The sequence below is a fragment of the Niastella sp. sgz303648 genome (assembly GCF_059587045.1).
Genome location: NZ_JCAPSW010000002.1, coordinates 595,496 through 609,739 on the forward strand (window position 1 = coordinate 595,496; position 14,244 = coordinate 609,739).

Annotated in this window: 7 protein-coding genes; 6 read left to right on the forward strand and 1 reads right to left on the reverse strand. The window is 43.3% G+C overall.

What is annotated here, in order from left to right:
- The first annotated feature begins 11 nt into the window (after positions 1 to 11).
- From AC59IL_RS06920 to AC59IL_RS06945, 6 genes are all read left to right on the forward strand, one after another.
- Positions 12 to 4,229, forward strand: coding sequence for a T9SS type A sorting domain-containing protein (locus tag AC59IL_RS06920; RefSeq protein WP_496551373.1), 4,218 nt, complete (start codon positions 12 to 14; stop codon positions 4,227 to 4,229).
- 115 nt (positions 4,230 to 4,344) lie between these two features.
- On the forward strand, positions 4,345 to 6,120 hold the full coding sequence (locus tag AC59IL_RS06925; protein WP_496551374.1) for a hypothetical protein: 1,776 nt from the start codon (positions 4,345 to 4,347) through the stop codon (positions 6,118 to 6,120).
- Positions 6,121 to 6,250: 130 nt separating this feature from the next.
- Positions 6,251 to 11,104, forward strand: coding sequence for a hypothetical protein (locus AC59IL_RS06930; protein ID WP_496551375.1), 4,854 nt, complete (start codon positions 6,251 to 6,253; stop codon positions 11,102 to 11,104).
- 2 nt (positions 11,105 to 11,106) lie between these two features.
- Positions 11,107 to 11,616: a hypothetical protein gene (locus AC59IL_RS06935; protein ID WP_496551376.1), complete on the forward strand. Its 510-nt coding sequence runs from the start codon at positions 11,107 to 11,109 to the stop codon at positions 11,614 to 11,616.
- Between the two features lie 14 nt (positions 11,617 to 11,630).
- Positions 11,631 to 11,918 carry a hypothetical protein gene (locus tag AC59IL_RS06940; RefSeq protein ID WP_496551377.1) on the forward strand — a complete coding sequence of 96 codons (288 nt, stop codon included), beginning with the start codon at positions 11,631 to 11,633 and terminating at the stop codon, positions 11,916 to 11,918.
- Between the two features lie 368 nt (positions 11,919 to 12,286).
- On the forward strand, positions 12,287 to 13,798 hold the full coding sequence (locus AC59IL_RS06945; protein WP_496551378.1) for a glycosyl hydrolase family 39: 1,512 nt from the start codon (positions 12,287 to 12,289) through the stop codon (positions 13,796 to 13,798).
- A gap of 59 nt (positions 13,799 to 13,857) precedes the next feature.
- Here the strand turns inward: AC59IL_RS06945 and AC59IL_RS06950 are convergent, their stop codons facing one another.
- Positions 13,858 to 14,232, reverse strand: coding sequence for an iron chaperone (locus AC59IL_RS06950; RefSeq protein ID WP_496551379.1), 375 nt, complete (start codon positions 14,230 to 14,232; stop codon positions 13,858 to 13,860).
- Positions 14,233 to 14,244 lie beyond the last annotated feature (12 nt).

Sequence of the window (14,244 nt, forward strand, 5' to 3'; positions counted from 1 at the left end):
CAAATTACTGTATGATACAATTGTACAAACGTATATGGCTGGCGTTTTTTTGTGCGCTCGGTTTTTTAACCGCAAATGCACAGGTTCAGGTGGAAATTATGGTTAAGACGGTGTTGTGTGATTACACCTGGGATGATGGGCCTTGTTATGGCGGCCGTTTCCGTTTTTATTATAATTCGGATGAAGATAAATGCGCCTATATTCTGCACAACTTTTGTAATGACCCTAATCGTCGTTGCATACAAACGCCCTGGGACAACAGATTTTATACGGCTGATATATGGCAGCCGCTTAAAACCTTTAGTTTGGCTACAGGAACCAACACATTCAGACTATTCATGCGCACGCATCATGAGCGGCAAAGGGATTGCAGTAAGGCGAGTGATGAGTGTACGGTAGAGAATTTAAAATGCGGCTACGGAGATTCACACGACTGGGAATCGGATATGGAGGTTAACCTTGCCAATTTCCCTCCCGGTGTTATGGTGCCACTCGGAAGAATGACCAACGACGATGGTTTAACAATTGCGTGGGCTGATTTGTACATCCGGTATTCTATTCCTACTCCATCGGCGCCGGTTCCACAACCCAATCCTTTTTTAAATACATTTTGTGCCAATGATGTGCTGGAACTATCCACAGATGTACAACCAAACAATAGCGGATTGAAATACCAATGGCAATACGCACTCCAAAGCGAAGATTATCAGGTACCAAATCCTGACAAAGATCCCCGGGACACATACTGGGACTACCCTTATTATAGTTGCGGTCACATGGAATATGATGACTGGGGAAATGAGTTGGGGTTTGTGTATGCTAACGATTGTGATTTGCCTGATAATCTCACAGAGCATAACTGGCGTACGCTACCTGTTACAAACAGCAATACTGATCGTTTTGCCCGGTTTACACCACAACAGGCTGTTTTTGATAATAATATAACAGAGCGCCAGAATGTATATTTCAAAGTGTTGGCGCAAAGTTCAGAACGTAACAGTCAATGGTCTAATGAAACGATTTATACTTTTTTGCCGGCACCGCCAACACTTACCCAATCAAATTTCATAATAAAACCATCCTGTCAATTCCCCTACAACGGACAGGTGGTGATTCCTTACAATGCCATCAGTACGCCTTTTTCGCAGGTACGCTGGTTGCTTAAGAACGGAAACAACAATAACAGTCCCTGTTCTATTGTATTCAACAGCGATGGAACCATTTCGAGTAGCTGTGGTTTGATTGAACAACAAAGCGATGGATTGATCAATGTGCCCAAATCATCTTCTGATGCACCGATTGTGATCGATAAGCTGCCCAAAGGTGATTATACCTTATGGGTGATCAACCCCGGGGAGAGCTCAGGTAATTGCTATTCTCCTATATATATTACTATTACAGAATATCCTGAACTAACGATTACCAAATTATCATCAGCCAATATTTCGTGCTTTGCTGCCAACGATGGTACTTTCAAAGTGCAGGCGGCAGGGGGAGATCCCAATAGTGGTTACCAGTTTAAAGTAACGGCAAAAAATCATATTGAATTAAATACCGAATACGCTACCATTTCGGGCGATATATATGAACGCACCGGTTTGCCGGCTGATGAATACACCATTTACATGAAAAACGCCTGTACACCCGAAAAGAGCCTGGTGGTTGTATTAACGGAACCCGTAAAAACACAGGGATCGGCGATATTCAATCAACCTACCTGTTATGATCCGGCCAATGGAAGTACTGCTGTAACCGTGTCGCAGGGAATGGGTAACTATACCTATCAGTTATGGAAAGATGGCACTCAGGTTGCCGAAAACCCAGCTGTTACCGACGTAAATCATTTGTTTGATAATTTATTGCCGGGCAGTTACCAGGTAAAAGTATTGGATGCCGATCGACTTACCTGTGCCGGCTGGGATACAACCGTTACGCTCGTAGCTCCGCCGGTACTTACTGCAACCATACTGCAAACAGATAGTGTAAGCTGTTATGGTGGCAATGATGGTGCTATTCATGTACAGGGCACTGGCGGCAGCGGCCGGTACGTATTTACTTTAAAAAATAACGGAACTGTTGTAAGCAGTAATACAGATGGGTTGTTTAATGGTTTAACAGCAGGTACATATCAAATGATCGCTTCCAAACCTGCCGATGAAAACTGTAACGACACTTATGTGCTACCGATTGAAGTGCCCCAGCGTAGTGAGCTCATGGCTACTATAACCGCACAGCCGGTTACCTGCAATGGCATGAACAATGGAGCGGTAAGTGTATTGGCAAGTGGTGGTTCGGGATCTTATTCCTATTACTGGGAGTACTGGGATGGCAGCAACTGGCAGCATAAAAATTTCTGGTTCCCCGATGATACACAAATCAGTTCCCTCGAGCCCGGCAGATACCGCGTGCAGGTATTGGATAATAAATCAACATTGAACTGTAAAATGATTTCGCAGGAAGCAATCATAACAGAACCCGCAAAACTGCTGATCACCGATGTACAAACCACTGATGCAGCGTGTAAAGCCGATGGAGGTCGTATTAAAATTACTGCTACCGGTGGTAATGGCAATTACGTGTATTACTATTCTATAGGCGATCAGTTACATTATACAGCGTTTACCGAAAATACACCGCTTACTGTTAACGGCGATTATTATGTAAAAGTAGAGGATGCCAAAGGTTGTAGTATAGAAGATAATAAAGCTTATCCCATCAGTTTGCCGCCGACACCTATGGACTTTACCATGCAGACTTCTGATTACGAAGGCACTTCGGTTAGTTGTTATAATGGTAATAATGGCAGCATCACTGTTACTGCAAGCGGTGGCAGCGGCAGCGGATACCAGTATGCTCTGGGAAGCGGCGCTTATCAAACCTCACCCGTATTTGATCAGCTGGCGGCCGCAGATTACTTCGTAACAGTAAAAGATAAACGCGGTTGTAAACTTGGTAAAAACATAACGCTTACACAACCAGCACAGCCTTTACAGGGAGCCATTACCAATAAGCAGGAGGTAGGTTGCCCCGGAACTGCTACCGGCTCATTTGGTATTGACATCCAAAACGGCCGCGCTCCTTATCAGTACAGCATCGATAACGGAAATACATTTCAAACTGCCAATACATTTACCGGTTTGTATACCGGCACCTACGATGTGGTGGTAAAGGATAAATACGATTGCCGGTGGACAACCAATGTTACCCTCGTTTCAATGATACCACCTGTATTGTTTTCGAATGTTGTTACCAATGTGGCGTGCTTCAGTGGAAATGATGGCGCTGTTAAGGTTACAGCCACCGGCGGACAACCGCCTTATCAATACAAGTGGGAAAACTTTGCCAATACATCTGACCAGCTGGCGGGTATTATTGCCGGAAAGTATGTGCTGCATGTTACGGACGGTGCCGGTTGTTTCAGTAATGACACAGTATTTGTTACGCAACCTGCCGCTGCCTTATCGGCCATTACTACTGCACAACCGGTTTGTGTTGGTTCAAACGGAAATATTACGGTTAAGGCCAGTGGCGGTACGCCTCCTTACAAATACTCGGCTAATAATGGTAATACCTTCCAGGATAATGAGCTACTGAGCGACCTTCCTGCCGGTACCTACAATGTGGTAATAAAAGATTTTAATAATTGTACGGTCGCTTATTCAGTAGTGATCAATCCGGCCAATGCAATGCCTGAGATCAACTTCCTCGTTGCATCGGGTAAAAATGCATTGGATACACTGGTGATAAAAGAAGTGTCGATGCCCATTCCCGATTCAGTGCACTGGAGTTTTGATCCGGCAGCGCAGGTTATTGAAACAGGCGTATCGCCCCGTATTAAATTCAGTAACCCCGGTAATTACTGGGTTGCTATGACCGGCTATTTTAAAGGATGTGCCTATACGCTTAGAAAAACAGTATACATAAATCCATACGATCCCAATGCAGGACTTGTGTATGATCCACCTGTGCAAATTATCGATACCGTGGTGTTATATCCCAATCCAAATACCGGTCAGTTTTCGGTGCATGTTAAACTAAACCGCAAACAAAAACTGATCATGCTGATACAGGATATGGGCACAGGCCGCGAAATAGTGCGCCGTGCATATGACCCGGTATTAACTACCGACGACCAGTTTGCGCTGGGTAGTGTAAGCAATGGAACGTATGTATTAAGAGTGATTGCAGAAAACGACAGCAGGGATGTGCTGTTTGTGATCAGCAGATAATTAGTTACCTGTTACCAGTTACCGGATTGCCCGGCAACCGGAACCCGGCAACCGGTAACCAGTAACCGGTATCCGGTAACCGGAACCTGGCAACCAGATTAAACCCTAACAAACCATGAAAACAAATATAAAACACCTGATCGTACTGCTTTGTTGCCTCACAGGCAGGCAGGTGCTGCATGCCCAGGCCATCGACGAGCTGGGTGTAAAAAAAGGCATAAAGATCAACGGATCGGTGAGCGCCAATACCGTGGCCTATACAGCTGCGGGTATTCAATCGCGACGAGATCCGTTCAACTGGTTTTTACAGGGGAACCTCAATATTAATCTCTTCGGTTATAACATGCCGTTTTCCTTCAGCTATAGTAACCAGGGGCGTAATTTTGCCCAGCCTTTCAACCGGTTTCAGTTTGCGCCATCGTATAAATGGGCACGAGGTTATTTTGGTAACACCAGCATGACGTTCAGCAATTATACCCTCGCAGGACATATGTTCAATGGGGTAGGGGTTGAGTTAAGTCCGGGTAAATGGCGGGTGGCCGGCATGTACGGTGTATTGCAAAAAGCCGTTCCCTTCGATGTGAACAATAAAGAAACGTATAACAGCGCTGCTTTTGAACGCAGGGGATATGGATGGAAAGCCGGTTATGAAGACAAAGGCAACAGCTACAGTATTGCTTTTTTCAAGGCAAAAGACGATGTGAATTCAATTCCTTTTGTTCCTTCAGATGCTACACTTACGCCGCGCGAAAATACAGCCGTGGCAGTGTCGGTGCGGCAATCATTTTTCAAGCGCGTGTTTGCCGATGTGGAGTATTCTGTATCGGTGCTTAACCGCGATATACGCGCGGTTAAAAGTGCCGAAGACAGTTTGCAGGGACAATATAATTTTCTGAAAAAATTCTTTTCACCAACCGCCTCTACCGTTTACTTCGATGCGTTGCAGGCCGGGTTAGGATATACCGGTAGTTTTTACAGTATTCAAATGCGGTACGAAAGAGTAGCGCCCGGTTATACTACTTTGGGCGCCTACAATCTCGTAAATGATATGCGCAATATTACCATTGCCCCTTCGGTGCAATTGTTAAACAGCCGAGTGCAACTATCGGGCAATGTAGGAATACAGGATAACAACCTCGATAAAACAAAAACAACCACTACGCGCAGGTTTGTTGGTAGTGGTAATATCAGCGTTATTCCCAACCAGCACTGGATGGTAAATGGTTCTTATTCGAATTTTACAACTTATACCAGAGTGCGTCCCGTGCGCGATCCTTATTTTAATAATCCGCTCGACTCGCTCAATTTTTATCAGGTAAATACCAGCTACAATGGCGTGGTGGCCTATCAGTTTGGCAATAAGAACGTGCGGCATGGCATAATGCTTACGCTTAATTACCAGCTGGCAGGCGATGCACAGCCTTCGCAACAAGGCGAAGCACCGCAGAAAAGTAATTTTTATACCGCCAATGCAGGCTATACGTTTAACCAGGTGCAGAGCGGTTTTTCAGTAACAGCCGGCGGTAATTACTATATACAGGATATGCCAGGTGCGCGAACATATTTTACAGGTCCTTCATTAAGCGCGGCAAAATCATTGTTTAAGAAGAAGCTCAGGCTCAATGCTTCTTCGGCCTACAACATTACAAAAGCAACAGTCAATAATGTTACCAGTCACAATGGTGTATGGAACAATTCGCTGCAGGCCTCGTTTACGCCGCAGGCGCAAAACAACCCGGTGCCTAATGGAGCTGGCGCCGGCAACAATAAAAAAATAACAGGACGGCATAGTTTAAATGCTGCTGTAAATTATTTGCATCAGCAGGCGGTAGTTATCCGGCCGCAGTTTTCAGAGTTAACGGTAACCGTTGGATACAACTTTAGTTTTTAATCAATTTGAAAATTTGAAAATAAACCGATTTGAAAATGCTGTTAAAGCAAACGGGTTGTTTCGTTAAATCGGGGTTTTTAAATGCAGTGGTTCCATTTTCAAATTTTCAAATTTGCACATTTTCAAATTTATGAATGATATCCGCATGAAGACGAACAGGATGGCCTTGAAATGGATTGTTTACAGCATGCTGTTGATTGCAGGGCTGTGTGGTTATAACAGCGCCGGCGCGCAAACCGTTCACCCGGTAACGGCGTCGTTGCAGCTGGTGCCGCCATACAGCGTGTACCTGGCCGATTATGCGGCTCCCGGCAATGATAAGTTACGGGTGATATTAACGCTGAACGATCTCAGTCAGCCTTCCTATACCGTGCGCCTTCGGTTTAAAGTGGAGTTGAACGGAAGGGCGATCATGCAAACCGATCCTGCCTGGCGGCCTTCGGCGATAACTATCATGCCCGGTATGCCGCAGATCATTACGGGTACACAGCTGAGTGAATATCTTGTATCGGACCATCTGCAGTTTTTAAACGGGTTCAGTCGTGATAATTACGAACGCACCAAAGCATTGCCCGAAGGGGCTTATCGCATATGTGTAACGGCCTATGATTATAACCGAAGTGATGATGTATCGATAAGTAATGATGGCTGTAACATTTTTTTCTTTCAGAAAAATGAAGCGCCGTTGCTCAACTTTCCGTTGTGCAATAGCCGGGTAGATAGAAAAGATCCGCAGTTCCTCACTTTTACCTGGAGCATACGCAATACACCTTCTTTTGTTACCGGTTCATCAGGCACAGGGTATCGCTTCGAGCTGTTCGAAGTTCGTCCGGCCGGTAGCAACGCCGAATACATTGTACGCAGCAGCACGCCCATTTACAGTGCAACCACCGATAACGCCATGCTGGTATACGGCCCCGGCGAACCCCGATTGCAGGATAGTATGCAATATGTATGGCGCGTACAGGCCTTTGATAAGGATGGGCGCGATGCATATCAGAACAACGGGTACAGCCAGGCCTGTGTATTTACCTATGGTGGTATTGATCCGTTTGTAGTTAATAATATCGGCAAACCCGAATTATTTGGTGAAGCTCTGGGCGAGCGTAGCGGAAAATGGTGGTGGCATATCGGCAATGCGCAGACATTAGATGGATGGAATATACAGTACCGTAAACGCGATACCACAACTACCAAAACTGCATACGACTGGAACAAGCAGTTCATGACCGATACGGTGTTTCATTTGTTTAATCTTGAGCCCGACAATACCTACGAAGCACAGGTGCAGCCGGTGATAAAAGGCATCAATGGTTCATGGAGCGAAACGGTGGTATTCAGAACCATGCCGAAAAGAGTATACGAATGCGGCAAGAACGACACAACAAATAACGGGCTGGGGGCAAATGCAGCAGGCCAGCCCTTAAACAGCGCTGTGGCAGGCATGGTAGTTCGGGTGGGCGATTTTGATATGCAGCTGCTCGAGGTATCGGGTGGTAACGGCCGATTCAGCGGGTATGGTGCAGTTGCAACACCGTTACTCGGCATGCGGCTGAATGTAAAATTCACCGATGTGCAGATCAATGATAAACTGCAGTTAACGCAGGGCGAAGTGGTTGCGCTTACTGAGGGGATAGATGCGTGGATAAAAGACCGAACCAAAGTAAACAAGGATGTAGAAACCATAAAAGGCTGGTCTGAAACCATGCCCGATTTTGATAATGGATCACTTGCGGAAATAGAAAATTTTGCCAAAGAGCTGCTGGGCATAAGCGATGGTGTTTGGAACGACACTTATGTATATACTGAAGAAGAACGCAAGCAGGTAAAAGATGCGCTGGCCGAAGTAAAAGCAGCCATGCAGGAACTGCAGGATAACGACCCATCAAACGATGCCGCTGCAGAAAAGAAATTGCGTCAAACGCTGAAGAAGATAGAGCCATTGCTGGAGAAGATCAGTGATAATATAGGGAAGGGGGTGTTGGTGAAGTTGGGACTTACCAGGAAAAAACTGTATAAGGCGATCATCGCAAACTATATAAAAGAATTACAAACCAGTATAGCCTCGATTAACCAGGAGCGCGAAGAAATGAATGCGCTGGCTAAGCATGGGCCTAATAATGAAGATGAAATAAGGAGGTTTATTGCTGGCCTGCCTACCTGTATGAGATCGTTGGATCAGGAAAAACAGAAAGCTTTGCTTGAATACCTGCAGCAAAAAATCAATGTGGAAGCAGATTTGACTAAGTATGAAGAAGCCTTGCAGGAAAAAATAGCAAAGAACCAGGCTGATGAAGCATCTTTCAGTAGTAAAGAAAAAGATTTGGAGAATGCTGAAAAAAATAAACCCGATATAACGGTTGAAGAATGGGCGGCTTCCAATCAGGATAAATTCAATGATGGTTCCGAGCGCATGTGTCAGTACGTGTTGGAAGAATTTGATGCAGCGCAGGGGCTGGATGCATTTGCAGAAACCGCAGACGAGTCTTTCGTTGTAATCGTTCTCCCATCTTCACATGTATTTCCGTGGGGATTACGGATTCGCTTTAAAAAACCTGTTGAATTTGGAAAGGGTGGCAGTATTACTATTGAAGGAAAGAAATATACGCCGTTATATGGCGGAAGCAGCCATACGTTCATGGGCTTTTATGAAGATTCAAAACTTGCCGGAATTCCAAAAGACAATAATGGAGTGTACGCACGTAAGGCTTTGGATGACGGAAAAGGCTGGCTCGACTCTACCAATAATTATTCGGTAGTAGATCAGTTAAAGCAGAACTATACACGCGAATTTTTTGAAGATATCCAGAAGAATGAAAAAATTGATAAGCAACAGGCATATGAAATAGCCAAACTCCTTGATCAGATCAATAAGCAGACCTACGGTGAATTCTTAAAACTTGCCTGGCAGGACAGAACTGATCAGGAGAAAGCATTGTACGAAATAGGCCTTGGCCTTGGTACGGTAGAACAGTTTGAAAAAGGTTTGAAGGACTTTATTGATATGATCAACAAGAGGGTGACTGCATTATCGACCTATTGCCAGAAGTGGTATGCAGAAAGCTCAAAAGACAATAAAGATGAGCTTCGCAATAAAATAATTAAATGGATATTATGGCGCTTTGAAGACAAAGATTATTTAAGCATCCCCAATACGTTAAGGGATAGTGCGCTGCATATATTGGTTGACGGCAATCTGCATAGCGAGAATATGGGCGACCAGATAGCAATGAAACTGGTAACAAAAGTGCCCGATGAGCAACAGAAGTCATGGATGCAAACGCTGAGTGAGGGAAGTCGTTTAAAAGAATTATTTAGTCGTGTAGATGGCGATGAGTTTAACCAGATGATGACGGGCCTAAGCTCTATGGTGTTAAAACATTTTGAAAAGCCGAAGGAATTTACACAGGAAAATGCGCTCCTTGGTGGACATTATATACCATTTAAAGAAGGGCTATTCACTGGTGACGCATTGGAACTTTCGATTGATGATAGGGGAGATATGATGCTGGGAAGCCGGAAGCAGTTTACTAATGATTTAAAACTTGCTTTTGGAAAAGGTACCGATTGGGTTATTGTACACTTTAAGAGCCCCTTTAAACTAAATGACAAACTTAGCTTTAAAAAAGGAGCCAAGGTGCCAATGCCTACTTTACTGGCCTATGCGATATTTAATGAAGAAAACAACAGGAGGCTGGGCAGGGCAGGTAAATTAGTCCTTGATGTAACGTTGACAGCGATTGGGGTAGGTGAAATTACTGCGGCTTTACAGGCTACAACGAAACTGGAAAAGGTATTTCGGGTAACCAAGGCGATCGTTGATCTGGGAGTGGGACTGAGTGATATAGTAATTAGTGATGTTTTAGCAGAGAAGCTAAATGAAACGGACCGTGGGAAGGCATTTTTGAATACCTGGAATACGATTCAGTTGTATTATGGATTGGGAAGCATTACCGCTGAAATGGGACTTTATGCGAGAAATTTGTATAAACAGGGGAAAGAGTGGAAGGAGTTTAATAAGTTAGCGGCGGATGAGGAACTGGCGAAGGAAATGAATAAGACGTTGGTGAATGTGGAAAAGGAAACAGGCATCGCGAACACGGAGGAAAAATTAACAGATGGAGCGAGTGATGCAAATAAAGATGATAATGCAGCCGTTGCAGTGGCAGGAGGAACGGATGATGCCTCGGGAGGATGGCTACTTTGGTCTCAATATGAGAAAGAAATAATAAAAGGCGAAGAATTTGCAATTGTAGGTAAGCGTCGGTATTCAAAAGAAGCGGTAGAACAGGCCGTAGGAAGCCAGTTTTCGTTGCCTACAATGGTAGTAGAAGATGTTATTCAAAACGGTAGTTCTTTTACAAGGATGGAGAATGGTATAGCCCAAAAAGTGTTCGATCAGGATGGGCACAGATTGCGGGTAGTGACTGAAGACAATGGTAGGATTGTCCGGACGATTTCAAAAGTAGATTTTGATGCTCTGGATATTCCCACACTCATTCAGCATATTAAATATCGAAGTTTGCCTGGAGTTAAAAAGGGCATCTCCGGTTGTCATGACGCTACAGAGTTTGCCAGAATCAGCCATGTATCGGCTACCGGCTACCATGTACCAAGTGGTTTGCTTCCTGAGCAGGTACCGGAAATCGTAATATTTACAGATATTGCACACCCTGCGGGTGTACCTGGTGTTCGATATGTGGAATATAAAGTGCATAAACTATCAGATGGGCGACCGGCTGTTACTACGGGAGTTTTAAGGGGACAGGGGGCTGCTCCATATAAAAAAACAATTTATGATCCGACAATCTGGACAGACGATAAATTGGATGATGCAATTAGGGAAGCTTTTCAGGACGCGAGTATAAAAAATAAAGGTGTTTTTACTAAACCAACTGAACCTTATTTTGGAAGAACTAAAGAGGGATATGAAATTGAGTTTTTCTTTAGGGATAATAAAATTCAAACTTTTTATTTTAAATAATTATGTGGAAAATAACTGACAAACCTACAAATCCTGGCAGACTAAATTTGGGGTTTTCAATTGATCCTCCAAACGATGCATTAACCGGGTTAATAGTGGGAACTGATGTTTACATATATCCTCAACTTGTTAAAAGCGTTGCAATGTCAGGAGGATTTACAAACGAGTTTTCATCTTTTCTGGCATATCAGGCTATGGATAGCCAAGACCTTGAAAATGCAGAAGGAATACAGCCAGATGAGGTTGAAGTTTATCATGAAGTCGTAGGTTCCAGTTTTATTAAAGAGTTTTTGTTCGATGAAATTATATATGATTATTCTTTGGCACTTTTAAAGGTATATAAGGATCATATAGAGGTGCAGAAAAAATACTTACAATGGTTGTCTATGCGTATTGCTCCTGATTATATTGATAGAAATTATTATTTGGATTATAATTCTAATTGGGGTGCAGCTATGGAGGAGGAGTTACAAAAGCTGAAGCAGAAAATAGATGCGCGGTGGAGTAAATAAATGTGATAATTGCAATGGAACAAAATAAAAAGACTTTATACATTATAACCAATTATGAGCATATACTGCGTGAAACAATCAACAGGTTTAATAAAACGTATGAGACAGATTTCGAGTTTTCTAAATATTTGCGTGACGAAGTAAATAGAGCTGTTGTGCAATATAGCATTGTTACCGAAACTGATGTGTTTCATTTAGCTGTAAACTTTGGAAGAATGTGTGAGGCATTTGATAAAGGGGTTACTTCCGGTTTGCCACCCGGCTATTTCGATAATAAAGATTTATACCCGAGGTTTGAATAATTAATCTATTAAAGACTCCTGCGCGGTTTAATCTTTTGAAAAGACCAAAGTAAGGCTTATGCATTCAATGTGTATGCCTTACTGGCTTTGGAATATGACCAGGTTTGCATATGAGAAAAGAAACCACACAACTTAGTTATCGAGATGTTTTTGTAAAAGAAATGCCTACCGTGGAACTTTACAATATGCTGAAAGTGTATAGGGATAAGGTGCTGGAATATGAAAGAAGATAAAGAGAATAAATGAAGTACTTAAATTTTATTGAAGATATCAAAGCGGCAGAAGAAAACAGCGTGAAAGCCGGATAATACATCCTTTTTCACACCTGCAAACTGGTGGTATTTCTTTGACCCTACGTTATAGGGTATATGATCACCATAAAACCTGTCAAAGCGCCATTGTTCATTGTCGCAACAATTGCACTTATTAATTCTCCATTGCATGCCCAACGCTCTGCCGATACCATTACCATCGACTGGAATAAAACCGTAACTATTTCAAAAACTACGGCTACTTTGCAATTGGTAGAAAACCCGATGGTGCGGCCCGGTTCTCCCATACATAAAAATACATTTAAAGCATTGAAGGAACTGGGTGCCGATTATGTTCGGTATGTTCCCTGGTTTCCATATCCCAAAATGGCAGTGGCCGAATTGAAGCCGCCAACGAAAGAAAAAACATTCTGGGATTTTACTTACCTCGATAGCACGATGGCGGCCGTTATGGAAGCCACCAAAGGGCATTCGGTGGTGATCAACTTCAGCACAACGCCTGTATGGATGTGGAAAACCAAACAGGAGGTAAATTATCCCGATGATCCTTATGCAACCTGCTGGAATTACAACCATGGAACTCAACTGCGCGATACCTCTATGAAAGAAGTAGCCGATTATTTTGCCCGGTTATTCAGCTGGTACACCAAAGGCGGATTTACCGATGAACTGGGTAATTTTCATAAAAGCGGTCACTATTATAAAATACCTTATTGGGAAGTGCTGAACGAGCCTGATCTGGAACATCATATTTCGCCGCAACTATACACCCGTATGTACGATGCTATCGTAAGCGAAATAAAAAAGATATCGCCCGAAACAAAATGCATCGGTTTATCGCTGGCGCTTGTACGTAATCCGCAGTATTTTGAATATTTTCTGAACCCTAAAAATCATAAACCGGGCATCCCGCTGGAAGGAATTTCATACCATCATTACTCAATGCCCTCGCTTACTGCACAACCGCTCGATGCATACCAGTATACTTTTTTTGATAAAGCCGAAGCTTTTTTAGATAAAGTACGCTACATCGAAAGCATACGTAAAAGACTGGCGCCGCAAACATTTACCACTATTAATGAAATTGGTGTTATTCTCGGTTCACCGCGTGAGCCGGTAACGATCGACGGCAATTACTGGAACCTGGCGGGTGCTTTATATGCATATATTTTTCTGGAACTAACGAAAATGCAAATTGAGGCAGCGGGTGAATCACAACTGGTAGGCTATCCCACCCAGTTTCCAGATGTAAGTATGATGAACTGGGAAAACGGTAACCCCAATGCCCGGTATTGGGTGTTAAAACTGTTGAAGGATAATTTTGCACCTGGCGATACGCTGGTGTATACCGGTTTGATCAGCAAAACGGCCTTTTCGCAACCTGCGTTTATAGCAGCACAGGCTATAAAAACCAAAAGCGGTAAGCGGATCTTACTGATCAATAAATTAAATACCAACGCGCAAATTGTATTGCCGGCTGAAATAAAAACCGCTTCTGTAAAATATGTAGATATAGTTACAGGCGAAAACCCACCTGCAGAAATTACTTTGCCGGGCAATACACTTACCTTAAAACCTTTTTCAGTAGCGGTGGTGGAGGTGAAATGATGTTCCGAAGGGCAACTCCGAATGTATAGGCTGTGGTCTTTGGCCATCTTAGTGAGCATTCATTGTTTTTTTGCCTTTGCTTTTTCTGTATTTTCTTTCACTCTATGCTTCACTATTTTTGTGATCAGATCTAAGGGTATTGGTTTATCATATGGAAACTGAACCGATCCTTTACCGGTTTTGTAACCAGACAGCGCTTTTTTAAATGCTTCATTATTGACAGGTGCGGGATAAAACCCGATATGGTTTTTAAACCCCGCAAAGTAAACCAGGTTGCCTTTATACATGTAAGTGGGCATGGCATATTTAATGGTTTCCTCTGCATCAGGAGCTGCTTTTTTTACAGTGGTTCGCACCTGTTGCAGTAGCACCTGAATTTCTTTCGGAAATGCAGCTATGTATTCATCTATGTTTTTAGGTATATTGGTTATCATACAGCAATGATT

Bases quoted from the DNA above. Each gene is read 5' to 3' on its own strand.
- AC59IL_RS06935 (WP_496551376.1), top strand. From the start codon at position 11,107: ATGTGGAAAATAACTGACAAACCTACAAATCCTGGCAGACTAAATTTG.
- AC59IL_RS06920 (WP_496551373.1), top strand. From the start codon at position 12: ATGATACAATTGTACAAACGTATATGGCTGGCGTTTTTTTGTGCGCTC.
- AC59IL_RS06950 (WP_496551379.1), bottom strand. From the start codon at position 14,232: ATGATAACCAATATACCTAAAAACATAGATGAATACATAGCTGCATTT.
- AC59IL_RS06945 (WP_496551378.1), top strand. From the start codon at position 12,287: ATGATCACCATAAAACCTGTCAAAGCGCCATTGTTCATTGTCGCAACA.
- AC59IL_RS06925 (WP_496551374.1), top strand. From the start codon at position 4,345: ATGAAAACAAATATAAAACACCTGATCGTACTGCTTTGTTGCCTCACA.
- AC59IL_RS06940 (WP_496551377.1), top strand. From the start codon at position 11,631: ATGGAACAAAATAAAAAGACTTTATACATTATAACCAATTATGAGCAT.
- AC59IL_RS06930 (WP_496551375.1), top strand. From the start codon at position 6,251: ATGAATGATATCCGCATGAAGACGAACAGGATGGCCTTGAAATGGATT.